General features: G+C 71.0%; 24 protein-coding genes. 14 read left to right on the top strand and 10 right to left on the bottom strand.

Annotated elements, in window-relative coordinates; all coding sequences use genetic code 11:
- Positions 1-16: 16 nt before the first annotated feature.
- The gene (ttcA, locus tag Q9R47_RS13550; RefSeq protein ID WP_311233720.1) at positions 17-949 is read right to left on the bottom strand and encodes a tRNA 2-thiocytidine(32) synthetase TtcA; all 933 of its coding nucleotides are present in this window, start codon (positions 947-949) and stop codon (positions 17-19) included.
- Between the two features lie 209 nt (positions 950-1,158).
- Here ttcA and Q9R47_RS13545 point away from each other — a divergent pair, with 209 nt between their 5' ends.
- The 4 genes from Q9R47_RS13545 to Q9R47_RS13530 all read left to right on the top strand — a co-directional run bounded on the left by Q9R47_RS13545 (position 1,159) and on the right by Q9R47_RS13530 (position 5,796).
- Positions 1,159-2,604: a cache domain-containing protein gene (locus Q9R47_RS13545; protein WP_404977143.1), complete on the top strand. Its 1,446-nt coding sequence runs from the start codon at positions 1,159-1,161 to the stop codon at positions 2,602-2,604.
- Complete coding sequence (locus Q9R47_RS13540) at positions 2,601-3,260, top strand: response regulator transcription factor (protein ID WP_311233719.1); 660 nt, start codon at positions 2,601-2,603, stop codon at positions 3,258-3,260. Before Q9R47_RS13545 ends, Q9R47_RS13540 begins: the two co-directional genes overlap by 4 nt.
- A gap of 209 nt (positions 3,261-3,469) precedes the next feature.
- Positions 3,470-5,533, top strand: a complete 2,064-nt coding sequence (locus tag Q9R47_RS13535) for a carbon starvation CstA family protein (RefSeq protein WP_311233718.1) — start codon at positions 3,470-3,472, stop codon at positions 5,531-5,533.
- A 65-nt stretch (positions 5,534-5,598) separates the two neighbouring features.
- Entirely contained in the window at positions 5,599-5,796 is a 198-nt protein-coding gene (locus Q9R47_RS13530; RefSeq protein WP_026432820.1) for a YbdD/YjiX family protein, read from the top strand.
- A gap of 17 nt (positions 5,797-5,813) precedes the next feature.
- On the opposite strand, the gene Q9R47_RS13525 is transcribed toward Q9R47_RS13530, so the two are convergent.
- Positions 5,814-6,191 carry a dihydroneopterin aldolase gene (locus Q9R47_RS13525; RefSeq protein WP_160012661.1) on the bottom strand — a complete coding sequence of 126 codons (378 nt, stop codon included), beginning with the start codon at positions 6,189-6,191 and terminating at the stop codon, positions 5,814-5,816.
- Between the two features lie 58 nt (positions 6,192-6,249).
- Positions 6,250-7,035 (bottom strand): SDR family oxidoreductase, encoded by a 786-nt coding sequence (locus Q9R47_RS13520; RefSeq protein WP_311233717.1) that lies wholly within the window; start codon positions 7,033-7,035, stop codon positions 6,250-6,252.
- Here Q9R47_RS13520 and Q9R47_RS13515 point away from each other — a divergent pair.
- From Q9R47_RS13515 to Q9R47_RS13485, 7 genes are all read left to right on the top strand, one after another.
- Complete coding sequence (locus Q9R47_RS13515) at positions 7,034-8,182, top strand: SAM-dependent methyltransferase (protein ID WP_311233716.1); 1,149 nt, start codon at positions 7,034-7,036, stop codon at positions 8,180-8,182. The genes Q9R47_RS13520 and Q9R47_RS13515 overlap by 2 nt on opposite strands.
- 130 nt (positions 8,183-8,312) lie before the next feature.
- On the top strand, positions 8,313-9,233 hold the full coding sequence (locus Q9R47_RS13510; RefSeq protein ID WP_311233715.1) for a TauD/TfdA family dioxygenase: 921 nt from the start codon (positions 8,313-8,315) through the stop codon (positions 9,231-9,233).
- Positions 9,234-9,296: 63 nt separating this feature from the next.
- Positions 9,297-10,358, top strand: coding sequence for an ABC transporter substrate-binding protein (locus Q9R47_RS13505; protein ID WP_311233714.1), 1,062 nt, complete (start codon positions 9,297-9,299; stop codon positions 10,356-10,358).
- Between the two features lie 81 nt (positions 10,359-10,439).
- Positions 10,440-11,459, top strand: coding sequence for an ABC transporter ATP-binding protein (locus Q9R47_RS13500; protein WP_404977146.1), 1,020 nt, complete (start codon positions 10,440-10,442; stop codon positions 11,457-11,459).
- Positions 11,456-12,379, top strand: a complete 924-nt coding sequence (locus Q9R47_RS13495; protein ID WP_311233712.1) for an ABC transporter permease — start codon at positions 11,456-11,458, stop codon at positions 12,377-12,379. The genes Q9R47_RS13500 and Q9R47_RS13495 overlap by 4 nt, the downstream gene beginning before the upstream one ends.
- 115 nt (positions 12,380-12,494) lie before the next feature.
- On the top strand, positions 12,495-12,689 hold the full coding sequence (locus Q9R47_RS13490; RefSeq protein ID WP_311233711.1) for a DUF2905 domain-containing protein: 195 nt from the start codon (positions 12,495-12,497) through the stop codon (positions 12,687-12,689).
- Positions 12,690-12,808: 119 nt separating this feature from the next.
- Positions 12,809-13,726 carry an amino acid ABC transporter substrate-binding protein gene (locus Q9R47_RS13485; RefSeq protein WP_311233710.1) on the top strand — a complete coding sequence of 306 codons (918 nt, stop codon included), beginning with the start codon at positions 12,809-12,811 and terminating at the stop codon, positions 13,724-13,726.
- A gap of 7 nt (positions 13,727-13,733) precedes the next feature.
- Here the strand turns inward: Q9R47_RS13485 and Q9R47_RS13480 are convergent, their stop codons facing one another.
- On the bottom strand, positions 13,734-14,435 hold the full coding sequence (locus tag Q9R47_RS13480) for a MarC family protein (protein WP_311233709.1): 702 nt from the start codon (positions 14,433-14,435) through the stop codon (positions 13,734-13,736).
- Positions 14,436-14,740: 305 nt separating this feature from the next.
- On the opposite strand from Q9R47_RS13480, the gene Q9R47_RS13475 reads away from it, so the two are divergent.
- Positions 14,741-15,676 (top strand): ROK family protein, encoded by a 936-nt coding sequence (locus Q9R47_RS13475; protein WP_311233708.1) that lies wholly within the window; start codon positions 14,741-14,743, stop codon positions 15,674-15,676.
- A 104-nt stretch (positions 15,677-15,780) separates the two neighbouring features.
- On the opposite strand, the gene Q9R47_RS13470 is transcribed toward Q9R47_RS13475, so the two are convergent.
- The 4 genes from Q9R47_RS13470 to otsB form a co-directional block, all read right to left on the bottom strand.
- Entirely contained in the window at positions 15,781-16,038 is a 258-nt protein-coding gene (locus Q9R47_RS13470) for a helix-turn-helix domain-containing protein (RefSeq protein WP_311233707.1), read from the bottom strand.
- A 40-nt stretch (positions 16,039-16,078) separates the two neighbouring features.
- Entirely contained in the window at positions 16,079-17,458 is a 1,380-nt protein-coding gene (gene otsA / locus Q9R47_RS13465; protein ID WP_311233706.1) for an alpha,alpha-trehalose-phosphate synthase (UDP-forming), read from the bottom strand.
- Between the two features lie 32 nt (positions 17,459-17,490).
- Positions 17,491-19,248: a glycoside hydrolase family 15 protein gene (locus Q9R47_RS13460; RefSeq protein ID WP_311233776.1), complete on the bottom strand. Its 1,758-nt coding sequence runs from the start codon at positions 19,246-19,248 to the stop codon at positions 17,491-17,493.
- Between the two features lie 182 nt (positions 19,249-19,430).
- Positions 19,431-20,168 (bottom strand): trehalose-phosphatase, encoded by a 738-nt coding sequence (otsB, locus tag Q9R47_RS13455; RefSeq protein WP_311233705.1) that lies wholly within the window; start codon positions 20,166-20,168, stop codon positions 19,431-19,433.
- Between the two features lie 134 nt (positions 20,169-20,302).
- Between otsB and trxC the strand changes: the two genes are divergently transcribed.
- Entirely contained in the window at positions 20,303-20,758 is a 456-nt protein-coding gene (gene trxC, locus Q9R47_RS13450; RefSeq protein WP_311233704.1) for a thioredoxin TrxC, read from the top strand.
- Between the two features lie 69 nt (positions 20,759-20,827).
- Here trxC and Q9R47_RS13445 read toward each other — a convergent pair whose 3' ends face one another.
- Positions 20,828-22,084 carry a multifunctional CCA addition/repair protein gene (locus tag Q9R47_RS13445; RefSeq protein ID WP_311233703.1) on the bottom strand — a complete coding sequence of 419 codons (1,257 nt, stop codon included), beginning with the start codon at positions 22,082-22,084 and terminating at the stop codon, positions 20,828-20,830.
- Between the two features lie 100 nt (positions 22,085-22,184).
- On the opposite strand from Q9R47_RS13445, the gene Q9R47_RS13440 reads away from it, so the two are divergent.
- Positions 22,185-22,646, top strand: coding sequence for a hypothetical protein (locus tag Q9R47_RS13440; protein WP_311233702.1), 462 nt, complete (start codon positions 22,185-22,187; stop codon positions 22,644-22,646).
- 57 nt (positions 22,647-22,703) lie between these two features.
- On the opposite strand, the gene Q9R47_RS13435 is transcribed toward Q9R47_RS13440, so the two are convergent.
- Positions 22,704-23,390 carry a glutathione S-transferase family protein gene (locus Q9R47_RS13435; RefSeq protein WP_311233701.1) on the bottom strand — a complete coding sequence of 229 codons (687 nt, stop codon included), beginning with the start codon at positions 23,388-23,390 and terminating at the stop codon, positions 22,704-22,706.
- Positions 23,391-23,480 lie beyond the last annotated feature (90 nt).

Below are 23,480 nucleotides of genomic sequence, written 5' to 3'. Positions count from 1 at the left end.
GGAGGGCCGCGGCGTGTCAGGAAATCTGCACCACCTGCAGGCCCGGCAGGGCGGGTGCCGGGGGGAACTCCTCGGCGTCGAAGGCCTTGTCGCCGTCGTCGCTCGGGACGCCCGTCGCCTTCAGATGCTGGAAATCGTGCAGCGTTCCATCCAGCAGATGGGACGGCACGATGTTCTGCAGGGCGTTGAACATGTTGTCCACGCGGCCGGGGAAGCGCTTGTCCCAGTCGCGCAGCATCTCGCCCACCTGCTTGCGCTGCAGGTTCTCCTGGCTGCCGCAGAGGTTGCACGGGATGATCGGGAACTGCTGCTGCTGGGCCCAGCGCGTGGTGTCCTTCTCGGTCACGTAGGCGAGCGGGCGGATCACCACGTGGCGGCCGTCGTCGCTGACCAGCTTCGGGGGCATGGCTTTCAGCTTGCCGCCGAAGAACATGTTGAGCAGCAGCGTCTGCAGGATGTCGTCGCGGTGGTGGCCCAGCGCGATCTTGGTGCAGCCCAGCTCGTCGGCCACGCGGTAGAGGATGCCGCGGCGCAGCCGGCTGCAGAGGCCGCAGGTGGTCTTGCCCTCGGGCACCACCCGCTTGACGATGCTGTAGGTGTCCTGGTTCTCGATGTGGAAGGGCACGCCGGTGGTGGCCAGGTACCCGGGCAGGATGTGCTCGGGGAAGCCCGGCTGCTTCTGGTCGAGGTTCACCGCCACCAGGTCGAAATGGATGGGCGCGCGCTTTTTCAGCTTGATGAGGATGTCCAGCAGGGTGTAGCTGTCCTTGCCGCCGGACATGCACACCATCACCTTGTCGCCCTCTTCGATCATGCGGTAGTCGACGATGGCGCGGCCCACCTCGCGGCACAGGCGCTTTTCGAGCTTGTGCGCCTCGCGTTCGATCCGGGCCTGCGCAGGGCGGGAGGCGTCGGCGGTCCAGTCGGTGTCTTGGTGCAGGGCGGTCATGGAAGGCGGGGACAATCGGGTCTGCCGCAGGGGCGGGAAGGCGGCGAGCTGGCCGTGCTTCCCGGACCGTGCGGCGCGCCGCGGCCCGGGGCGGCGGCGCGTGGAAGGGAAGGAAGATTCGGAAGAAGACCCCGGATTTTAGAGCGGGAACGCCTGGGCGGGGGGATCGACCCTCCGCGCCGGCGCGGCGGGGCCGCTGTGGGAGACCCATGGAAACAGGCAAGCAATCACCGTCCGGTAAGGACACGGACATGGGCACGGAGGCGGGCGCGGGCCCGGGCGCCGACCCGGCGGCCCGCCTGCGCACGAAGATCGTGGCGCTGGCCGTGGTGCCGCTGCTCATCACCCTGGCGCTGGTGATGGCGCTGGTGCGCCACCAGGCGGAAGACCTCGCGCGGCGCGAGCGCGCGCTGGTGGAGCAGTCCTACCTGCAGCAGCGCCGCAGCGAGCTGCGCAGCTATGTGGACCTGGCCGTGAGCACCGTGCGCCCGCTCTACGAGGCCGGCGGCGACGATCCGAAAGCGCGCGAAGAGGCGATCCGCCGCCTCGCCGCGCTGGACTACGGCAGCGACGGCTATTTCTTCGTCTATGACCTGCAGGGCCGCTCGCTCATGCACTCGCGCCAGCCGGAGCTCGTGGGCCGGATGCTCTGGGATCTGCGCGATCCGCAGGGGCGGCCGACCATCCAGCAGCTCATCGCGCAGGCGCAGGCCGGCGGCGGCTTCGTGGAGTATTCGTGGCCCAAGCCGTCGCTCGGCGGGCAGCTCGCGCCGAAACTCGGCTACGTCACGGCCCTGCCGCACTGGAACTGGATGGTGGGCACGGGCCTCTACCTCGACGACATCGAGGCCACGCAGGCGGGGCTGGAGCGGCAGGTGGGCTCCAACGTGGGGGCCACCATGTGGTGGATCGCCGGCTTCGCGGCCCTGGGCCTGGCGGCGATCAGTGCCTGCGGGCTGCTGCTCAACCTCAGCGAGCACCGCACGTCCGAGGCGCGGATGCGGCTGCTGGCGCGCCGCGTGGTGCAGTCGCAGGAGGAGGAGCGCGGGCACCTGGCGCGGGAGCTGCACGACGGCACCAGCCAGACGCTGGTCTCGGCCAAGCTGCTGATCGAATCGGCGGTGGAGGACATCGAGCGCGAGCGCCCGGCGCCGCCCACCCTCGCGATCGCGCTGCGGCACCTGAACGAGGCGCTGGGCGAAGTGCGGCGCCTGTCGCACGAGCTGCGGCCGGCCTTGCTCGACACGCTGGGGCTGCCGGCCGCGCTGGAGCACCTGGCGCGCGCGTTCGGCGAGCACGGGCCTGTGACGGCGTTCGCCGACGTCGCCCAGCCGCCGGAGCCGCTGCCGCAGGACGTCACCACCGCGCTGTTCCGCGTGGCGCAGGAGGCGCTCACCAACGTGCGCAAGCATGCGCAGGCGCGGCAGGTGCACGTCACGCTCGAATGCGTGGGTGGCGGCGTGCAGCTGGAGGTGCGCGACGACGGCCGGGGCTTCGATCCCGCCGCGCTGCAGCGCGACCCGCGGCGCGGCATCGGCCTGCGCAACATGCATGAGCGCATGGAGGGCATCGGCGGACGGCTGCAGGTGCGGTCGGGGCCCGGGGGCACGCGCGTCGTGGCCGAGGTACACCCGGATAGGATGGGGGCCGCATGACCGCCGCCACGCCCGCCCCCCTGGACCGCCCGGTCCGCCTGTTCCTCGTGGACGACCACGCGCTGGTGCGCGACGGCCTGCGCGCGCGCCTGGGCAGCCTGCCGTGGGTGCGCATCGTGGGCGAGGCCGCGAGCGCCGACGAGGCCGAGGCGCAGATCGCCCGGCTGGCGCCCGACATGGTGCTCATGGATGTGGGCATGAAGGACGTGAGCGGGCTGGACTGCGCCGCCCGGCTGCTGGCGCGCGGCCCCGCGCCGCGGGTGCTGATGCTCAGCATGTACGACAACCCCGAGTACGTGCAGCGCGCCCTGCAGGTGGGCGCCTGCGGCTATGTGCTGAAGGATGCGCCGGCCTCGGAGCTGGTCGCGGCGCTGGAGGCGGTGGCCGCGGGAGGCACCTTCCTGAGCCCCGCGGTGTCCCAGCGGCTCTTCCGCAACCAGGCGCCCAAGCCGCTGCTCACGCCGCGAGAGAGCGAGATCCTGGCGGCGCTGGGCCGCGGCGCGTCGAGCAAGCAGATCGCGGGCGACCTCGGGCTGAGCGTGCGCACGGTGGAGGCGCACCGGCAGAACATCCGCCGGCGGCTGGAGCTGGGCAGCCTGGCGGAGCTGATCCGCTATGCGGTGGAGCACGCGAAGGAATTCGGCGCCGGTCGCTGAGAGTGCGAGCGGGTCCGGAGCGGGGGCCGTGGGATGCGGCTCCGGGCCCCATGGGAGTTCGATCCGGGTAAACACCGAGAGGGTTGTCCCTTACGAAATTCCACCCGGGCCGCCTACGTGGGAGGGCGGATGCGCGCGCCACCCCCGGCCGGGATACTGGCCTGCCCCCGGACCACCGGGGCCCTTCCCGCATCCAGGAGACATATCCCATGCCCCTCATCCGCCGCCACCTGGCGTGGCTCTGCATCGCCGTGCTCGGCGCCTGGGCGCTCGGCACCGTCGCGCTGACGCGCGGCGAGGCCGTCAGCGCGCTCTGGATCGTCGTCGCGGCGGTCTGCGTCTATCTGATCGCCTACCGCTACTACAGCCTGTTCATCGCCCAGCGCGTGCTGGGGCTGGACGCCCGGCGCTCCACGCCGGCCTGGCGCCACAACGACGGGCTGGACTACGTGCCCACCAACAAGCACGTGCTGTTCGGCCACCACTTCGCCGCCATCGCGGGCGCGGGGCCGCTGGTGGGGCCGGTGCTGGCCGCGCAGATGGGCTACGTGCCGGGCCTCTTGTGGCTGCTGGCGGGTGTGGTGTTCGCCGGGGCGGTGCAGGATTTCATCGTGCTCTTCATCTCCACGCGGCGCGACGGCCGCTCGCTGGGCGACCTGGTCAAGCAGGAGATGGGCACCGTGCCGGGGCTGATCGCGCTCTTCGGCACCTTCATGATCATGATCATCATCCTGGCCGTGCTGGCGCTGATCGTGGTGAAGGCGCTGGCCGAATCGCCCTGGGGCGCGTTCACCGTGGCGGCGACCATTCCCGTGGCGCTGTTCATGGGCGTGTACCTGCGCTTCCTGCGCCCGGGCCGCATCGCGGAAGTCTCCGTCATCGGCTTCGTGCTGCTGATGGCCGCGATCTTCGGCGGGCAGGCCGTGGCCGCGCACCCCACCTGGGGGCCGATGTTCACCTTCTCGGGCACCACGCTCACCTGGATGCTGATCGGCTACGGCTTCGTCGCCGCCTCGCTGCCGGTGTGGCTGCTGCTCGCGCCGCGCGACTACCTCTCGACCTTCCTGAAGATCGGCACCATCGTGGCGCTGGCGATCGGCATCGTGGTGGTGGCGCCCACGCTGGAGATGCCGCCGATCACGCAGTTCGCGCAGGGCAACGGCCCGGTCTGGGCGGGCAGCCTGTTCCCGTTCCTCTTCATCACCATCGCCTGCGGCGCGGTGTCGGGCTTCCACGCGCTGATCTCCTCGGGCACCACGCCCAAGATGCTGGAGAACGAGACCCACGCCCGCTACATCGGCTACGGCGGCATGCTGGCCGAATCCTTCGTCGCCGTGATGGCGCTGGTGGCCGCCTCGTGCATCAACCCCGGCATCTACTTCGCGATGAACAGCCCCGCGGCGCTGGTGGGCAGCACGCCCGAGGCCGTGGCGCAGACGCTCTCCACCTGGGGCTTCGTGATCACGCCCGACATGCTGGTGCAGACCGCCAGGGACGTGGGCGAGCACACCATCCTGGGCCGTGCCGGCGGCGCGCCGACGCTCGCGGTGGGCATGGCGCACATCCTGCACCAGGTGGTGGGCGGGCCGGCCATGATGGCCTTCTGGTACCACTTCGCGATCCTGTTCGAGGCGCTGTTCATCCTCACGGCCGTGGACGCCGGCACGCGCGCGGGCCGCTTCATGCTGCAGGACCTGCTGGGCAGCTTCGTGCCGGCCTTGAAGCGCACCGATTCGCTGCCTGCCAACCTGGTGGCCACGGCGCTGTGCGTGGGTGCCTGGGGCTACTTCCTCTACCAGGGCGTGGTCGATCCGCTGGGCGGCATCAACACGCTGTGGCCGCTGTTCGGCATCTCCAACCAGATGCTGGCCGCCGTGGCGCTGATGCTGGGCACCGTGGTGCTGTTCCGCATGAAGCGCGAGCGCTTCGCCTGGGTGACCATCGCGCCGGCCGCCTGGCTGCTGGCCTGCACGCTCACGGCCGGCTGGCAGAAGATCTTCTCGGCCGACCCGAAGATCGGCTTTCTGTCGCACGCCGCCAAATATGCCGAAGGCATCGCCCAGGGCACCGTGATCGCGCCGGCCAAGACGGCCGAGGCCATGTCGCGCATCGTGCTCAACGACCGCATCAACGCCGGGCTGTGCGCGCTGTTCATCTTCGTGGTGCTGAGCGTGCTGGTCTACAGCGTGCGTGCCTGCCTGCAGGCCCGCGCCGCCAACCGGCCCACCGCGCAGGAAACGCCGTTCGAGGCCCTGCCGGAGGGCGCGCGGTGAAACCGGCGGCCGATGGCAGCGGCGCCAGCGCCGCGGGCCGGCCGCTGCAGGCTGCGCGGGACGCCGTGCAGGCCGTCGCCACGGGCGGGCGCTACCTCGCGCAATCGCTGCGACTCATGGTGGGCCTGCCCGACTACGACGCCTACCTGAGCCACCAGGAGCGCACCCATCCCGGCGAGCCGGTGATGAGCTATGCGGAATTCTTCCGCGACCGGCAGGATGCGCGCTATGGGGGCAAGGGGCGCATCGGGCGCTGCTGCTGAAGGTCGGGCTGCCGGGGTCACCACTCCCCGCACTCCATCCGGATCGCCACTTCGCAGTCGTCGAAGATTTCGAGCTTGGCGATCTTCACGCGCACGCCAAGCACGCCGGGCAGTTGCATCAGCCGGCGCGTGAGCTTGCCGATCAGGCTCTCCAGCAGGTTCACGTGCTCGGCCGTGCATTCGTCGATGATGATCTGGCGCACCTTGCGGTAATCCAGCACGTGCCCGATGTCGTCGTCGTGCGGCAGCAGCGGCTGGCGGCCCTGGTTCAGTTCGGCATCGACCTGGATGGGCTGGGGCGCGGTCTTCTCGTGGTCGAGGATGCCCAGGTTGGCGTCGAAGCGCAAACCGGTGAGCGTGAGGATCTGGAGGCCGCCGTCGGGGTGGTTGGGCATGGTGGCTGGAAGAAAAAGCGATGAATGAAGGAGGGGTGCGGGGCCTGCGCGCCGCGCCTCACATGAGCGAGAAGTCGCGCTCGAAGCGCATCAGGTGCTGGCCGCCGTCCACCAGCAGCGTGGTGCCGGTGATCGAGCGGTTCTCCAGCGCGAAGCGCACGGCCGAGGCCACGTCCTCGGGCGTGGAGGAGCGGCCCAGCGGGCTTTGGCGGTGCAACTCGCGGAACTTCTCGTCGGACAGCATGTGGCTCGTGAGCGTGAGGCCGGGCGCCACGCCCACCACGCGCACGCGCGGCGCCAGGGCCTGGGCGAGCAGGGTGGTGGCCGATTCGAGCGCGGCCTTGGAGAGCGTGTAGCTCAGGAAATCGGGATTCGGGTTCCAGAGCTTCTGGTCGAGCAGGTTCACGACCACGCCCTGCGGAGGGCGGGCTTGTGCGCCGCCGCGCGTGGCCAGGTGCGCATGCAGCGCCTGCGCCAGCAGGATCGGCGCGGCGGTGTTGCTGCGCAGGTGCTTCTCGAGGGCCGTGAATCCGAAACTGGCCGCGTCGTCGTGCTCGAAGAGCGACGCGCTGTTGACCACGGCATCCACCGTGCCGAGCGCCTCTGCCACCCGCGGCAGCAGGGCGCGCACGGCGGCTTCGTCGTGGAAGTCCGCATCGAAGGCGGTGCTGCCCGGGGTGAGCGCGGCGCAGTCGGCGGCCGTGCGCAGGGCGTCCTCGCGCGAGCCGCGGTAATGCACGGCCACGCGCCAGCCCGCGGCGGCGAGCGCCAGGGCGATCTCGCGGCCGAGGCGCCGGGCGGCGCCGGTGACCAGCACGGTACGGGGAGAAGGAGAGGAGGGCATGGGGGACAATCGGGCCGTGACGACGACAGAACAGCACCCCAGTTTATCGAGCGCCCTGGCCCGGCGCATCGCCGATGGTATCGCCGAGGCCGGCGGCTGGATCGGTTTCGACCGGTTCATGGAACGGGCCCTCTACACGCCGGGCCTGGGCTACTACGCCAACGCGCTCCCGAAATTCGGCACCCTGCCGCAGTCGGGCAGCGACTTCGTGACCGCGCCGGAACTCTCTCCCGTGTTCGGCCGGGCGCTGGCACGGCAGGTGCAGGACGCGCTGGACGCCACGGGCACGCACGACGTGTGGGAGTTCGGCGCCGGCTCCGGCGCGCTCGCCGCGCAACTGCTGGAGGCGCTGGGCGACCGTGTGCGCCGCTACACCATCGTGGACCTGTCGGGCAGCCTGCGGGAACGCCAGCGCGAGCGGCTCGCGCCCTGGGGCGACCGCGTGCAGTGGGCCCAGGCCCTGCCGGAGCGCATCGAGGGCGTGGTGGTGGGCAACGAGGTGCTCGACGCCATGCCGGTGCAACTGCTGGCCCGCCACGGCGGCGCGGAAAGCGGCACATGGCACGAGCGCGGCGTGGCCGTGGAACCTGGTGACGGTGGCGAACCCCGCTTCGCCTGGGAAGACCGTCCCACCGCGCTGCGCCCGCCCATCGAGCCCGAAGGCCCGCAGGACTACCTGACCGAGATCCACGCGCAGGGCGAGGGCTTCCTGCGCATGCTCGGGCAGCGCCTGGCGCGCGGCGCGGCCTTCCTGATCGATTACGGCTTCCCCGAGGCCGAGTACTACCACCCGCAGCGCCACATGGGCACGCTGGTGTGCCACCGGGCCCACCAGGTCGATTCCGATCCGCTCGCCGACGTGGGCGCGAAGGACATCACCGCGCACGTCAACTTCACCGCCATGGCCGTGGCCGCGCAGGAGGCGGGGCTGGACGTTCTGGGCTACACCACGCAGGCGCATTTCCTCATCAACTGCGGCCTGCTCTCCCTGCTGGAGCCGCTGCCGCAGGCGGAGCGCGCGCAGGCCGCCAAGCTCATGATGGAGCACGAGATGGGCGAGCTCTTCAAGGTGCTGGCCGTGGGCGCGGGCGTGCCCGGCTGGACGCCGATCGGTTTCACGCGCGGGGACCGCACGCACCGGCTGTAGCGCGGGCCGGGCCGCAGCGGGCCCGGGGCGCTTAGCTGTTTTGGTAGTAAACAACTGAGGAACGATTCGTTCCCGGCATGAGCGCTCCTGCATAGAGTGGACGGACATCCCATCCAGGAGGTCCACCGCCATGTCCGCAGTCCTGTCCCATGCCACCGAAGCATTCCTGCCGCCGCAGGCCGACGCGCCGCCGCAAGGCTTCGAGATCCGGCCGTTGCCCGGCGCGCCGCTGGGCGCCGAGGTGCTGGGGCTGGACCTGTCGCGACCGCTCGGCGACGCGGACTTCGCCCGCCTGCACCGGGCGCACCTCGACCACCACGTGGTGGTGTTCCGCGACCAGCGCATCACGCCGCGCCAGCACATCGATTTCAGCCGCCGCTTCGGGCCGCTGCAGATCCACGTGCTGAAGAACTTCCAGCTGGCGGACCATCCGGAAATCCTCGTCGTCTCCAACATCAAGGACGCGAGCGGCCAGCCGATCGGGCTGGGCGATGCCGGCCACTTCTGGCATTCGGACCTGTCGTACAAGGAGCGGCCGAGCCTGGGCTCGCTGCTGCATGCGCAGGAATTGCCCGGCGAGGGCGGCGATACGCTGTTCGCCGACCAGCACGCCGCCTACGACGCGCTGCCCGCGGCCCTGCGGCGCGTGATCGGCCCGCTGCGGGCGGAGCACAGCTACCTGGCCAAGTACGAGGAACTGCGCGCGCGCAATCCCTGGCGCCCCGCGCTCACGCCCGCGCAGATCGCCGAGGTGGCGCCCGCCGTCCACCCCGTGGTGCGCACGCACCCGGAGACGGGGCGCCGCGCGCTGTTCGTGAACGAGCACTTCACCACCCGCATCGTCGGCCTGCCCGAGGACGAGAGCCGGGCGCTGCTGGCCGAACTCTTCGCCGCGGCCATCCGCCCCGAGCTCGTCTACCGCCACGTGTGGTGGCCGCACGACCTGGTGTTCTGGGACAACCGCTCCGTGCAGCACCTGGCCGCGGGCACGCCGGACAGCGAGCGCCGAAAGCTCTACCGCACCACCGTGGAGGGGGATCTCCCCTTGTAGAGCGGGAACTCCCCTGTGGCGCTGCGCGCCCTCCCATTTCAGACCCATCGGAAGACCTCCCTCATGCCACGTTCCCGTCCCACCGCTGTCTCCCCCCTGCGCCGCGCCTTCGTGCGCAAGGCAGCCACCCTCGCCACGGCGGCCGGCGTCATGGCCGCGGGCCTGGCGGCCCCCGGCATCGCCCGGGCCGAGGAAGGCAGGTTGCGCATCGCCCAGCAGTTCGGCATCGTCTACCTGTTGCTCAACGTGGCGCAGGACCAGAAGCTGATCGAGAAGCACGGCAAGGCGGCGGGCGTGGACATCCAGGTCGAATTCCTCCAGCTCTCGGGCGGTTCCGCGGTGAACGATGCGCTGCTCTCGGGCAGCATCGACATCGCCGGGGCCGGCGTGGGGCCGCTCTTCACGCTGTGGGACCGCACGCGCGGGCGCCAGAACGTCAAGGGCGTGGCCTCGCTCGGCAACTTTCCCTACTACCTCGTCAGCAACAACCCGGCCGTGAAGACGATCGCCGACTTCACCGACAAGGACCGCATCGCGGTGCCCGCGGTGGGCGTGTCGGTGCAATCGCGCGTGCTGCAGTTCGCCTCCGCCAGGCTCTGGGGCGACAAGGAGTTCAACCGGCTCGACAGGCTCCAGGTCGCCGTGCCGCATCCCGATGCGGCCGCGGCGATCATCAAGGGCGGCACCGAGATCACCGGCCATTTCGGCAATCCGCCGTTCCAGGAGCAGGAGCTGGCCGGCAACCCGAATGCCCGCATCGTGCTCAATTCCTACGACGTGCTGGGCGGCCCCGCCTCCGCCACGGTGCTCTACGCCACCGAGAAGTTCCGCCAGGAGAGCCCCAAGACCTACCAGGCCTTCCTCGCCGGGCTGCATGACGCGGCCCGGTTCGTCGCCGCCAATCCCGAGAAGGCCGCCGACATCTACCTGAAAGTGACGGGCGCGAAGACCGACCGTGCATTGCTGCTCAAGATCATCCAGAACCCCGAGGTGCAGTTCAAGGTGCAGCCCGAGAACACGCTCGGCCTGGGCCGGTTCCTGCACCGCGTGGGCGCGATCAAGCACAAGCCGGAAGCGCTCAAGGACTACTTCTTCGACGACGCGTTGACCGCACGCGGCAGCTGACCGGCGGCGACTTTCGGAGAGCGCAGCATGAAACGCATGGGAAGCTTTTCTTCCGCGCTGCTGGCGCGGGTGCAGGACGAGATGGGGGGCGGCGGCCTCTGGGCGGAGCCCCGCGGCGCGGACGACGGACCGGCCGTGACCGCGCTGCCGCGCGCGCCATCGCCCCCGCGTGCGCTCGCGTCGGTGCCCGCTCCCGCTCCCGGGGCCGGGCCGGCCCGGCCGCACTCCGTCTCTCCGCCGCCGCTGCTGCGCGTGGACGGCGTGAGCATCGACTACCGCACGCCGCAGCGCGCGGTGCGGGCCACGCACCGCGTGGGCTTCGACGTGCACGAGGGCGAGCGGCTGGTGCTGCTCGGCGCCTCGGGCTGCGGCAAGTCCACATTGCTCAAGTCCATCGCGGGCTTCATCGCGCCCAGCGAAGGGCGCATCCTGCTGGACGGCCAGGCGGTGACGAAGCCCGGCCCGGACCGCGTCGTCGTCTTCCAGGAGTTCGACCAGCTGCCGCCCTGGAAGACGGTGCGCGAGAACGTGATGTTCCCGCTGCTCGCCGCGCGCCGCACGGGCCGCGCCGAAGCCGCCGGGCGCGCGGCGCTCTACCTCGACAAGGTGGGCCTCTCGAAGTTCGCCGACGTGCATCCGCACCAGCTCTCGGGCGGCATGAAGCAGCGCGTGGCCATCGCCCGCGCCCTCGCCATGCAGCCGCGCGTGCTGCTGATGGACGAGCCCTTCGCCGCGCTGGACGCGCTCACGCGCCGCCGCATGCAGGAAGAGCTGCTGGCCCTGTGGGAGGAGTTCCGCTTCACGCTGATCTTCGTCACCCACTCGATCGAAGAGGCCCTGGTGGTGGGCAGCCGCGTCGCCATCCTCTCGCCCCACCCGGGCCGGCTGCGCGCCGAGATCAACAGCCACCAGTTCGGTCTGAACAGCCTGGGCGGTGCCGCATTCCAGGCCACGGCGCAGCGCATCCACCGCCTGCTGTTCGACGAGCCCGCCCCGGAAGCGGGCGATGCGGCCGCGTCCGGATGCGCGGGCGCCCAGAACGCCGTGCCAGCGCGGCGACCGCCCGCCGGCCATCTGCTGCCTTTCCGGATCGCCGTATGACCCAGCCGACCTCCCTCCATCCCGCGGCGCTCCATGCCGTGGCCGCCGCGGCCGGCCGCCGCGAGCCGCCCTTCCGGCCGGACGTCGAACATGGGCTGCCGCCGCTGGACGGTATCGCCCCCGAGCGTCCGCTGCCCTGGGCCACCCGCGTGTGGCAGCAGGGTATCGTGCGCCGCCTCGCCATCCTGGCGGTGCTGGCCGTGCTGTGGGAGCTGGCCGCGCGCTGGCAGGACAACGACCTGCTGCTGCCCACCTTCCTGCAGACCGCGCGGGCGCTGGGCGAGGGCCTGGCGTCGGGCGAGCTGGTGGCGAAGACGGCCCTCTCGCTGTCGGTGCTGCTCAAGGGCTACCTCGCCGGCATAGCGGGCGCCTTCGTGCTGACCACCCTGGCCGTGTCCACGCAGTTCGGGCGCGACCTGCTGGGCACGCTCACCTCCATGTTCAATCCGCTGCCGGCCATCGCGCTGCTGCCGCTGGCGCTGCTGTGGTTCGGGCTGGGGCAGGGCAGCCTCGTCTTCGTGCTGGTCCATTCGGTGCTGTGGCCGCTGGCGCTCAACACCTATGCGGGCTTCCAGGCCGTGCCGGAGACGCTGCGCATGGCCGGGCGCAACTACGGTCTCACCGGCATCCGCTACGTGCTGCAGATCCTCGTGCCGGCCGCGCTGCCCGCCATCCTCTCCGGCCTGAAGATCGGCTGGGCCTTCGCCTGGCGCACGCTGATCGCGGCCGAGCTGGTGTTCGGCGCCTCGTCGGGCCAGGGAGGCCTGGGCTGGTACATCTTCCAGAACCGCAACGAGCTCTACACCGACAAGGTGTTCGCTGGCCTCGTGCTGGTGGTTCTGATCGGCCTGCTGGTGGAGGGCCTGGGGTTCCAGACGCTGGAGCGGCTGACGGTGCGGCGCTGGGGCGTGCAGCGCTGAATCCAGGGGCGCGGAGCGGACCGTGATTCCTTCAGGCGGAAACCGCGGATGACAGGCGGCCGGCGGCCCGACGTACGGTAGCCAGGCGCGGGGGCTCAGCACCTACACTCGCCGCATGCTGCGCTGGCTGATCGTCGTCTTCCTCGCCCTGGTGCTGATCCAGGGCCTGGCACCGTTCCTGCGCAGGCTCGGCGTGGGGCGCCTGCCCGGGGATTTCCAGTTCCACATCCTGGGGCGCGAATGGAACATTCCCCTGGCCAGCACCCTGCTGCTGAGCGCCGCCGCCAGCCTGATCGCCAAGTGGCTGTGAATGCGGAAGGGGCGTCACGTGCACGGCGCCTTCCCCCGGCACAGTCATTGCATCGCGGCTCCGACGGCCTCCCCTTGCTCCCGCACCCTTTCATTTCCCTCACCCACCCGGTTGCTCCCATGACCTGCCGCCTCATCCGACTGCTGGCGCTCGCCGCGGCCTCCTTCGCCCTTTCCGCTCCCGCCCCCGCATCCGCGCAGGCGCCCGCCGACACGATGGCCCGCATCCACCAGACGCGCGCCATCACCCTCGGCGTGCGCGAGTCGGCGTGGCCGTTCTCCTTCGTCGATGCCCAGAACGGCGGCAAACCCGCGGGCTACTCGGTGGACCTGTGCCTTGCGGTCGTCGAGGAGATCAAGAGCACGCTCAAGCTCAAGGACCTCGACGTCAAATACCGCACGGTGAGCGGCTCCGAGCGCATCCCCAAGCTGGAATCCGGCGAGATCGACCTCGAGTGCGGCTCCACCACCAACACCAAGGCGCGCCAGGAGCGCGTGGCCTTCGGGCCCACGATGTTCGTCGCGGGCATCCGCGTGCTGGTACCCAAGGGCACGAAGGCGGACACGGTGCAGGATCTGGCGGGCATGACCGTGGCCGTGAGCAAGGGCGCCACCTCCGAGAAGCTGATGGCGCAGCTCACGGTGAGCGAGGTGAAGGCCACCGTGAAGGTGTTCGACAACAACGACGACGCGTTCAAGGCCCTGCGCGCCGGCACGGTGAAGGCCTTCGCGCAGGATGATTCGCTGCTGCTCGGCCTGGCCGCGCGCAACAAGGCCCAGGATGCCCTGGTGCTCAGCAACTTCGTGCTCTCGGTGGAGCCCTACGCGATCATGGCGCGCAAGAACGACACGGCGCTCATGGCCGTGGTGGACCGCACGCTCGGCAGGCTGTACGCCAGCCGTGAGATCGACCCCATCTACCGCAAGTGGTTCATGACCGATCAGCTGTCCATCCCCGTCGGCCGCCTCACGCGCGAGAGCTTCAGCCGGCCGAACAAGGAGCCGGGCGTGGCGATGATGCTGGGCTATTCGCTCTGACGTTCGCTCAGGAACTCATCGGCAGCATCCCGTCGCGCAGCATCCCGACGCCCAGCTCGTACACGCCGTCCCAGACGATCTGCACGCCCAGGCACAGCAGGATGAACGCCGACAACCGCAGGAAGATCACCGTGCCGGCCTCGCCGAGCGGCTTGAGCAGCTGCAGTGCATAGCGGAAGGCGAAGTACAGCAGCACGGCGACGGACAGCAGCGCCAGCACGCCGCCTCCCATCCGCGCCAGGGACAGCGACAGCCGCGCGTCGGCCAGCGACACGCCGACGGTGATGGCCGCCGCGATCGAGCCGGGCCCGCAGCTTACGGGAAAGGTGAGCGGGTAGAAAGCCTGGCGCCGCGCCATGTCGGTCGTGAAGCTCTCGGCCAGTTCGGTGCGGCTGTCCACCGTGGCCTGCGTGGTCGTCAGCAATCGCCAGGCCGTCGCCGCCACGATCATGCCGCCCCCCACGCGCACGATGGGCAGCGAGATGCCGAAGAAATCCAGCACGTAGGAGCCGACCAGCATGGCTCCCAGCAGCAGCCAGAACATGTTGCGCGCGATGCGGCGCGCCAGCAGCGCGCGCGTGGCCGGCGATGCCCCCTCGGTCAGGCCCAGGAAGATGGGCGCCGTGGCGGCCGGGTTCACGATCGGCAGCAGCGCGGCCACCACGAAGAGAAAGCTCTTGCCGAAGGCGCCCAGAAGTTCAAGTGTCACGGCGTTCCAAAATTCAGGTCAGATGGGAGCGTGCGGTCGGCGCAATCCCGCGTGCGCCTTCGAAGATAACACCTGGGCAGGGGGTGGTCGGGGTCCATGCGGGCCCGCTCCCCGGGGCCGTTCTTCCGATGCTCCGCAACGGGGCCGGTGGTGTGCAGGCCATGGCCCATGGGTGGCCGGGCGCTGCCGACCTACACGCCGGACCGCCGCGAAGCGTCCATACTCTCCCTTCGACCTGCACCGCGCACACGAGGCCGGGTTCCCCGGCTGCGCGGTGCTTTTTTTTCCGAGCGACCGAGGTGGCGATGAGAGCTTGTATCGACATTGGGGGAACGAAGATCGCGGTGGCGCTGGCGCCCGCGGGGACCGACCGGGCCGCGCTGGTGGCGCGCCGCAGCGAGCCGACCGTGAAGGAGGGCGCGCCCGATGCGCTGGCGCGCCAGGCGCTGCGCATGGTGGATGCGGCCTGCGCCGAGGTGGGCATCGCCCGCGACCAGCTGCAGTCGACCGGCGTGGCGTGCTGCGGGCCCTTCCTGCTGCAGGACGGCATGGTCGAGGTGTCCACGCCCAACATCTGCGGCGGGCTGCCCGGCGCCGACCGCAGCCTGCTGCCCAACGACTGGACGCGCATCCCCCTGCAGGCGCCGCTGGCCGAGGTGCTGCAGAACGTGAACGTGCAGAACGATGCCGTGGCCGCCCTCGTGGCCGAGCGCCGCTGGGGCGCGCTGCAGGGGCTGGACCACTGCGCCTACGTCACCTGGAGCACCGGGGTCGGCGTGGGCCTGTGCGTGGACGGCATGGTGCTGCGCGGCAAGAACGGCAATGCGGGCCACGCGGGCCACAGTTTCTCCAGCGACGGTCCGCAGGATGCCACCTGCGGCTGCGGCAACGTGGCCGACGTGGAATCGCTGGTCGCGGGCAACGCGATTCCCCGGCGCTGGGGCCGCGACGCCGGCACCCTGATCGGCGATGCGCGCGCGGGCGATGCCCAGGCGCTGGAAGCCGTCGAGCAGATGTGCCGCGTGCTCGGGCGCATGCTCTACAACCTGGTCGCGATCCTGGATCTGCAGCGCATCAGCGTGGGCGGCAGCGTGTTCCTGCACCACCACGAATTCCTGCTGCCCCGCCTGCAGGCCCAGGTGTCGGGCCACCTGCCCGCGCTCACCGGCGGCGTGCAGCTGGTGCCCGCGGGGCTGGGCCACCAGGTCGGGGATTACGCGGCGCTGGCCATGGCCGGTTGAGGCGCGTGTAGCGGCGGACAGGAGCGACCAGGAGCGGACGCGCAGTGCCCGGTGGCGGGCGGCGTGGCCGCGAAGGTGCCCGAAGGAAGAGTGCCGCCCGGACGTCAGGAAGCGCCGGAGCCCGGGCAGGCCACCGTGGCCCCGTAAAGCGCCAGCATTCCCACGACGTGCCCGATGGCGACGCCGGGCTCGCCCGATTCGATGCGGCCGATCGTCTGCACGTGCACCCCGAGGCGCGCCGCGGCGGCGGCCTGGCCGTCACCCGCCGCGAGGCGGGCCTGCCTGGCCGCTGCGCCCAAGGCGCGGATCGCCTCCAGCGCGTCGTCGGCGATGTCTGCGGAGATGCGTTTGCCCTGGGCCATGCGCGCATTGTGCCGTGGACCGTGTGCCGGGCGCGTGGCCTCAGTCCTGCGACTTCTCCAGCGCTTCCAGGAAGGTGCGCCGCCACCAGTGGATGTCCTGCCGGCGGATGCGCTCCAGCAGGGCCCGGTGGCGCTGCTGGCGCTCTTCGAGCGGCATGCGCAGGGCGGTCTGGATGCAGTCGGCCATGCCCTGGGTGTCGTAGGGGTTCACGAGCAGGGCTTCCTTGAGCTGCTCGGCCGCGCCCGCGAAGCGCGAGAGCACGAGCACGCCCGGGTCTTCCGGGTCCTGCGCCACCACGTATTCCTTGGCCACGAGGTTCATGCCGTCGCGCAGCGGCGTGACCAGGCCCACGGCGGCGGCGCGGCACAGGCCCGGCACGCGCTTGCGGGCCACCGTGCGGTGGATGTAGCGCACGGGCATCCAGTCCAGGTCGCCATGGTCGCCGTTGATGGCGCCGCACAGGCCTTCCAGCTCGTGCCGCAGGTCGGCATAGGCGTTCACGCTGTCGCGCGTGGGCGAGGCGATCATGATCAGCGTGGCGCTGTGCTGGTTCTCGGGATAGCGCGCGAGCAGTTCGCGGAAGGCGCGCACGCGCTGCGGGATGCCCTTGGAGTAGTCCAGCCGGTCGATGCCCATGAGCAGGCGGCGGCGCGAATATTCGTTCTTCATCGCCTCGTGCGTCTGCACCGCGTCGGGCGCTGCGGTGAGGCGCGCGAACTCGTCCACGTCGATGCCGATCGGGAAGGCTCCCACCTGCACCGTGCCGCCGAAGGCGCGCAGGCGCTGCGGCCCCACGCTCTCGGCGCCGCCTTCGGTGCGCAGGTACTGCGTGAAGTGCGAGACGTCGGCCTCGCTCTGCAGGCCCACGAGGTCGTAGGCGAACAGCGAGCGCATGAGCCATTCGTGCTGCGGGATCGCGGCCATGATGAGCGGCGGCGGCACGGGGATGTGCAGGAAGAAGCCGATGCGCTGCTTGCAGCCGAGCGCGCGCAGCTCTGCCGCGAGCGGGATCAGGTGGTAGTCGTGCACCCACAGGATGTCGTCGTCCTTCAGCAGCGGCAGCAGCTTGCGCGCGAACATCTGGTTCACGCGCCGGTAGCCCGAGATATACCCCGCGTTGAAGTCCGCCAGATCCAGCCGGTAATGGAACACCGGCCACAGCACGCTGTTGCTGTAGCCCGCGTAGTAGCTGTCGTGGTCTTCCTGGCACAGATCCACCGTGGCCAGTGTCACGCTGCCGGCCTGCCGGGTCTGCAGCTTGCCCTCGCCGGGAACGCCGTCCTCGGCGATCGTGCCGCTCCAGCCGAACCACATGCCGCCCGTGCGGCTCAGCGTCTCGCCCAGGGCCACGGCCAGGCCCCCGGCGGCGGGTTTGCGGGGATCGGCGATGCGGTTGGAGATGACGACGAGTCGGCTCATGGGAATTCCTTGTTGTTCAATCCTGGGGGGCGTCAGATCACGCTGTCCCAGGGCGCCGAGAGGCGCATCGCGGCATTGATGATGCCGACCATGGAATACGTCTGCGGGAAGTTGCCCCACATCTCTCCGGTCTCCGCATGCGTATCTTCCGACAGCAGCCCGAGCGGGTTGCGCGCCGCGAGCATAGCCTCGAAGATCTCGCGGGCCTGGGCGCGGCGGCCGATGCGCGCGAGCGCGTCGATGCGCCAGAAGGTGCAGATGTTGAAGGCGGTGTCGGGCTTGCCGAAATCGTCCGCGGCTTCATAGCGGCGCATGTAGGGACCGTCGCAGAGCGTCTGCTCCATCGCGTCCACGGTGCTCACGAAGCGCGGATCGCGCGGGTCGATCAGGCCGACTTCGGCCATGAGCAGCACGCTCGCGTCCAGTTCGTTGCCGCCGAAGCTCTCGGCGAACGCCTGGCGCTTCTCGCTCCAGGATTTCTCGAGGATCTCGTCCTTCATGCGACGCGCATGGCCGTGCCAGTACTCGGCGCGGTCGGGCAGCTGCAGGCTTTCCGCGATCTTGGCCAGCCGGTCGCAGGCCGCCCAGCTCATGAGCGCGGAGGAGGTGTGCACCCTGGCGCGCGTGCGCAGCTCCCACATGCCGGCGTCGGGCGTGCCGTACACCTTCACGGCCAGCTCGCCGATCTGCTCCATGCGCGCGAATTCGGCCGGGCCGGCCGCATGCAGCAGGCGCTGGTCGTGGAAGGCCTGGGCCGCGCCGAGCACGATGTTGCCGTACACGTCGTGCTGGAAGTGCTCCGCCGCCTGGTTGCCCGCGCGCACCGGGCCCATGCCGCGGTAGCCGGCGAGCTGCGGCACGAAGTGCTCGGGCAGTTCGCGCTCCAGGCCGATGCCGTAGAGCGGCTGGATGTGGCCGTCGCTCGCCTCCACCACCACGTTGCTCAGCCAGCGCAGGTAGTCCTCCATCGTGGCCGTCTCGGAGAGGCTGTTGAGCGCGCGCACGACGAAGAAGGCATCGCGCAGCCAGCAGTAGCGGTAGTCCCAGTTGCGGCCGCTGTGCGCGGATTCGGGGATGCTGGTGGTCATCGCCGCGACGATCGCGCCCGTGTCCTCGTAGAGCGAGAGCTTGAGCGTGATCGCCGCGCGGATCACGGCGTCCTGCCATTCGAGCGGCACCGCCAGGCGCTGCGTCCACTGGCGCCAGTAGGCCACGGTGTCCTGCTCGTAGGAGCGGGCGGCGTCGGCGATGCCGAAGGGCAGGGATTCGTCCGCGCCGAGCAGGAAGTTGTACTCGCGCGAGAGCACGAAGGGCTGGCCCGAGAGCACGTGCGAGAGCGGCGCGTCGGTGTTGAGGCGCAGCGTGAGGTCGGCCCCCACGAAGCGCAGGTGGTTGCTGCCCCGCGTGATGGCGGGCTTCTCGCTGCCCCAGCCGAAGCGCACGTTGGCCGTCACGCGGATGCGCGGCGAGCCCTGCACCGGGCGCACGCGCCGCACCAGCAGCATCGGGCGGAAGAAGCGCGATCGCGCATGGAAGCGCGGCGCGAAGTCGGTCACCTCGATGCTGTTGCCGGAGCGGTCCGTGAGGCGCGTGCGCAGCACGGCGGTGTTCGGTTCGTACCATTGCCGGCTCTCGACCTGGTCCTCCAGCTCGATCGCGAAGCGGCTGCCGTCGTCGCCGGGCTGGATGAGGGCGTTGAACACCGGATCGCCGTCGAACCGCGGCAGGCAGCACCAGACGATGTGCGCGTTCGCGTCCACCAGCGCACTGACCGCGCAGTTGCCGATCATGCCGAGCGCGAGCGATGCCTCGGCCGGTGCCGAGAAACCCGGCGGGCGAGGCAGGGGGTCGCGCGAAAGGCCGAGATTGCCGTCGGCGTACGTGGGCGCGGCGGCGGCTTCGGAGGCCGCGGCCGAGGCGGCGGGCGAAGGTGCGGATTCCGGGGCGGGAGCGGGGTCGTGGGCGTCGGCGGTCATGCGGGGAACCCTTCCGGCGCGGCCATCTGGAAGAGCCATTCGCGCAGCATGGCCGTGTCGTCGCAGCGGGCCACGGCGCCTGTCTCTCCCGGGCCGACCTTGATGCCGATGCCACCCAGCGCCTGCGCGGCCACGAAGCCGTGCTCGTCGGTGACGTCGTCGCCCGCGAACACCGGGATGCGGCCTGCGAACGGGGCCTGCTGCATGAAGTCGTGGATGGCGCGGCCCTTGTTGGGCCCGGAGGGCTTGACCTCCATCACGCACTTGCCCTGCAGGATCTCCAGGCCGGGCGACTGCGCGAGCGCATGTTCGAGCGCCGCACGGCACAGGGGTTCCAGCTCCACCGCCTGGCGGTAGTGCAGGGCCACGCCCGCGCTCTTGCGCTCCAGCACCAGCGCCGGGTAGCGGTCGAGCAGGGCCTGCACGGTGTGCAGCACGCCGGAGAGGTCGGGCGCCGGCACGCCGCCGGTGACGCCGTTGCCCATGCGGTACTGGGCGCCGTGCTCGCTGGCCAGCGGCAACTGCAGGGGGCCGAGGAAGTGGTCGATGTCGGCTTGCGTGCGGCCCGTGGCGATCGCCAGGGCGCCGCCCAGGCGCTGGTGCAGGACCCGCAGGGCCGGCACCACGCCAGGGTGGACCTGCACCGCATCGGGGTGCGGAGCGATGTCGGCAAGCGTGCCGTCGAAGTCGAGAAACAGCGCGTGGCGCGCGGTCAGCAACGGAGGCTTTTGCATTGGAACGTACCTTACCAGATGGGCTGGACGGGGCTGTAGGCGGCCAAGCCTGCGGGCTGTAGGTGCCTTCGGGCGGGAGCGGCCGGTGCCGCCCGTGCCTTGAAAACGTCCGGCGCGCCGCGCATCTGCCGCGCATGTCCGAATCCCTGCACATCGTCTGTCCGCACTGCCACGTCACCAACCGCGTCGCCTCGGAGCGCCTGTCGGCCCCGCCCGGGACGGTGCAGATGGACTGCGGCCGGTGCCACCGGCCGCTGTTCGCGGGCGAGCCCGCGGTGCTGGACGAAGGCTCCTTCGTCCGCCATGTCGAGCGCAGCCACATTCCCGTGGTGGTGGATTTCTGGGCGCCCTGGTGCGGTCCCTGCCGGACGATGGCGCCCGCGTTCGCGCAGGCCGCCCGCACGCTGGAGCCGTCGGTGCGGCTCGCCAAGCTCGACACGGAAGCGCACCCCGCCATCGGCGCGCGCCATGCGATCCGCAGCATCCCGACGATGGTGATGTTCCGCCAGGGGCGTGAGGTGGCGCGCATCTCGGGCGCTCTGGGCGCGGCGGACATCGCGCGCTGGGTGCGCACGGCGGGCGGCGCCTGAAGTTCCCGGCCTCCCGCAGGCCTGGGCATGTAAGCCTGCGGCACCGTGGCGCGGCTTTCGCCGGTGCTGTCAGGTCTCTGCCACCCGGCTTTGTGCCATCCAGGCCTCGACCGCATCGCCCCGCGCACGGCGGATCCATTCCCCCACCTGCGGGCCGGACGCACCGCGCTCGTGCGCGCGCGCGGCCACGGTGGCGGTATCGACTGCGCGCGCCGCCTGCAGCGCACCCAGCAGGCGTTCGCGCTGCGGGTAGGGCTTCTCTTCGAACCCCAGCCGGCCGCGCGCGTCGCATTCGCAGGCCAGCAGCACGTCGGCGAAGCGCGCCGGTTTGCGCAGCGCGTCGCAGCGCTCCAGCAGCCGCACCAGGGCGGCCGCTCCCAGCTCCGCACTGCGGTGGATGTTGCCGTGCTCGCGCGCGACCACGTCGGCGGTCTCGCGGCATTCCACGGGCACCCGCAGCCGGTCGCACACTTTCGCGAGCAACTTGGCGCTGCGCTGCTCGTGCCCGATGTGGCGCGGCAGCACGTCGGCCGGCGTCGTGCCCTTGCCCAGGTCGTGGACGAGGCAGGCGAAGCGCACGGCGAGCGGCGCCTGCAGCCGCGCGGCCATGTCCATCACCATCATCACGTGCACGCCGGTGTCCACCTCGGGGTGGTATTCCGCCCGCTGCGGCACGCCCCAGAGCCGGTCGAGTTCGGGCAGCAGCACCGCCAGGGCACCGCAGCCGCGCAGCACCTCGAACATGCGCGACGGCGCGGGTTCCATCAGGCCGCGCGCGATCTCCTGCCAGACGCGCTCGGGCACCAGGTCGGCGGCCTCGCCGGCCTCGACCATCTCGCGCATGAGCGCCATGGTCTCGGGGGCGACGGAGAAGTCGGTGAAGCGCGCCGCGAAGCGCGCCACGCGCAGGATGCGCACCGGGTCTTCGCGGAAGGCGTCGGTCACGTGGCGCAGCAGGCGGGCCTGCAGGTCGCGCGCGCCGCCGTAGGGGTCCACGAGCTCCCAGTTCGCGGGATCGTCCCCGCGCACCGCCATGGCGTTGATGGTCAGGTCGCGGCGGGAGAGATCCTGCTCCAGCGTCACGTCCGGGGCCGTGTCCACCACGAAGCCGCGGTAGCCGCGCCCGCTCTTGCGCTCGGTGCGCGCCAGCGCGTATTCCTCGCGCGTCTCGGGATGGAGGAAGACGGGGAAATCGCGCCCCACGGGCAGGAAGCCGCGCGCGGCCAAATCATCGGGCGTGGCGCCCACCACCACCCAGTCGCGGTCGTTCACCGGGCGGCCCAACAGCCGGTCGCGCACGGCGCCGCCCACCATGTAGATCTGCATGCGGGCAGTGTACGGCGGCCGGGGGGGCCCGCACGTGCCGGGCAGGTGGGGGCAGGGCTTCGGCCGGTATATTCGGCGGCGATCCTTCCTGCCTGCCGCCATGTCCCTTTCTTCCTCCCTCACCATCGCCCAGATGAACCCCGACGGCAGCGTGCCCGTGCCCGAATCGCCGGATGCCGCCGCCAACGCGGCCGTGGAGGCGCTGCGGCGCGAGGAAGAGGCCGAGGCCCTGAAGCAGCGGCTGGAGTCGCTGCAGGAAGTGCTGGACAAGTCGCTGAGCGAGATCCTGGCCGAGCGCGACCGCTTCAAGGAGACGGCGGCGGCCTGGGACGCCTTCGCCGCGATGTGGGTGCTGTCGCAGCGCGCCATGCGCAGCGTGGCGATGGAACTCGCCGCGGCGCAGGGCGTGCCCGAAGAGGAGGTGGTGGCCCGGGCGCTGGCGAGCGCGAACCGCGTGCTCAACACCGAGGACGAGGACCTGGGCGGCTCCATCGCCCCGGCGCAGATGGCGCACATCGCCCGGCACCGGGGCTTCCTGCGCAAGCAGTTCCGCCAGGGCTGACCTTCTAGGCCGGCAGGCGCCGCGGGGCGCGCAGGCCTCCGGCCTCCGGCTCCGGCGTCAGCGCCCGAGCCGGTACGGCTCCTCGAAATCCAGGAAGTCCTGTTCGGCCAGCGCCGCGTCGATCCACGCCTTCACGCCGGGCCGCGAGGCCACGTGGTCCACATAGGCGGCGATCGGCTCCGGCACGGGCAGGGCGTAGGTGCGCAGGCGCATGCAGACAGGCGCGAAGAAGGCATCGGCGATGGTGAACCGGTCCCCGAAGAGCAGCGGGCCGCCGTGCTGTCGCAGCAGGGCGCCCCACATGTCGGCCAGGCGCTGCACGTCGGCGCGCACGCCGGGCCGGTCGCGCCAGAGCAGGGCGCCGGTCTCCGGCAGATGGGCCTCGATGTTCATCGGGCAGGCGCTGCGCAGTGCGCCGAAGCCGCTGTGCATTTCGGCGACCACGCTGCGCGCCAGGGCCCGGGCCGCCGCGTCCTGCGGCCACAGGTGCTTGTCCGGATACTGCTCCGCGAGGTATTCGGCGATGGCCAGCGTGTCCCACACGGTGGTGTCGCCATCGACGAGCACGGGCACCTTCCCGGTGGGGGTCACGGCCTGCAGGGTCTGCTTGAAGCGGGAGCCCGGGTCGAAGCTGTCGAAGCGCACGGCCACTTCCTCGAAGGGAATGCCGGCCTCGCGCAGCAGCACCCAGGGGCGCATGGACCAGGAGGAGTAGTTCTTGTTGCCGATGTAGAGCTGGAGCATGGTGCGCGATGGTGGTGGTGGGCTGAGGGGGCGGATCGCCATGCTAGGGGAGCGGGCCGCGCCCGCCAATGAACGTTGGCCCGGGTATTG

The organism is Acidovorax sp. PRC11 (genome assembly GCF_031844105.1).
In the GTDB taxonomy this organism is placed as follows: Bacteria; Pseudomonadota; Gammaproteobacteria; order Burkholderiales; family Burkholderiaceae_C; genus Paracidovorax.
The sequence above is the reverse complement of the archived record's forward strand: the minus strand, read 5'-3'. Positions and strand labels throughout refer to the sequence as shown.

What these genes read in the sequence shown, in the direction of transcription:
- ttcA (WP_311233720.1), bottom strand. Translation starts at nt 949, where the DNA reads ATGACCGCCCTGCACCAAGACACCGACTGGACCGCCGACGCCTCCCGC.
- Q9R47_RS13490 (WP_311233711.1), top strand. Translation starts at nt 12,495, where the DNA reads ATGCTGCGCTGGCTGATCGTCGTCTTCCTCGCCCTGGTGCTGATCCAG.
- Q9R47_RS13510 (WP_311233715.1), top strand. Translation starts at nt 8,313, where the DNA reads ATGTCCGCAGTCCTGTCCCATGCCACCGAAGCATTCCTGCCGCCGCAG.
- Q9R47_RS13535 (WP_311233718.1), top strand. Translation starts at nt 3,470, where the DNA reads ATGCCCCTCATCCGCCGCCACCTGGCGTGGCTCTGCATCGCCGTGCTC.
- Q9R47_RS13445 (WP_311233703.1), bottom strand. Translation starts at nt 22,084, where the DNA reads ATGCAGATCTACATGGTGGGCGGCGCCGTGCGCGACCGGCTGTTGGGC.
- Q9R47_RS13500 (WP_404977146.1), top strand. Translation starts at nt 10,440, where the DNA reads ATGGGGGGCGGCGGCCTCTGGGCGGAGCCCCGCGGCGCGGACGACGGA.
- trxC (WP_311233704.1), top strand. Translation starts at nt 20,303, where the DNA reads ATGTCCGAATCCCTGCACATCGTCTGTCCGCACTGCCACGTCACCAAC.
- Q9R47_RS13475 (WP_311233708.1), top strand. Translation starts at nt 14,741, where the DNA reads ATGAGAGCTTGTATCGACATTGGGGGAACGAAGATCGCGGTGGCGCTG.
- otsA (WP_311233706.1), bottom strand. Translation starts at nt 17,458, where the DNA reads ATGAGCCGACTCGTCGTCATCTCCAACCGCATCGCCGATCCCCGCAAA.
- Q9R47_RS13485 (WP_311233710.1), top strand. Translation starts at nt 12,809, where the DNA reads ATGACCTGCCGCCTCATCCGACTGCTGGCGCTCGCCGCGGCCTCCTTC.
- Q9R47_RS13520 (WP_311233717.1), bottom strand. Translation starts at nt 7,035, where the DNA reads ATGCCCTCCTCTCCTTCTCCCCGTACCGTGCTGGTCACCGGCGCCGCC.
- Q9R47_RS13440 (WP_311233702.1), top strand. Translation starts at nt 22,185, where the DNA reads ATGTCCCTTTCTTCCTCCCTCACCATCGCCCAGATGAACCCCGACGGC.
- Q9R47_RS13435 (WP_311233701.1), bottom strand. Translation starts at nt 23,390, where the DNA reads ATGCTCCAGCTCTACATCGGCAACAAGAACTACTCCTCCTGGTCCATG.
- Q9R47_RS13545 (WP_404977143.1), top strand. Translation starts at nt 1,159, where the DNA reads ATGGAAACAGGCAAGCAATCACCGTCCGGTAAGGACACGGACATGGGC.
- Q9R47_RS13540 (WP_311233719.1), top strand. Translation starts at nt 2,601, where the DNA reads ATGACCGCCGCCACGCCCGCCCCCCTGGACCGCCCGGTCCGCCTGTTC.
- Q9R47_RS13525 (WP_160012661.1), bottom strand. Translation starts at nt 6,191, where the DNA reads ATGCCCAACCACCCCGACGGCGGCCTCCAGATCCTCACGCTCACCGGT.
- Q9R47_RS13515 (WP_311233716.1), top strand. Translation starts at nt 7,034, where the DNA reads ATGGGGGACAATCGGGCCGTGACGACGACAGAACAGCACCCCAGTTTA.
- Q9R47_RS13460 (WP_311233776.1), bottom strand. Translation starts at nt 19,248, where the DNA reads ATGATCGGCAACTGCGCGGTCAGTGCGCTGGTGGACGCGAACGCGCAC.
- otsB (WP_311233705.1), bottom strand. Translation starts at nt 20,168, where the DNA reads ATGCAAAAGCCTCCGTTGCTGACCGCGCGCCACGCGCTGTTTCTCGAC.
- Q9R47_RS13495 (WP_311233712.1), top strand. Translation starts at nt 11,456, where the DNA reads ATGACCCAGCCGACCTCCCTCCATCCCGCGGCGCTCCATGCCGTGGCC.
- Q9R47_RS13505 (WP_311233714.1), top strand. Translation starts at nt 9,297, where the DNA reads ATGCCACGTTCCCGTCCCACCGCTGTCTCCCCCCTGCGCCGCGCCTTC.
- Q9R47_RS13470 (WP_311233707.1), bottom strand. Translation starts at nt 16,038, where the DNA reads ATGGCCCAGGGCAAACGCATCTCCGCAGACATCGCCGACGACGCGCTG.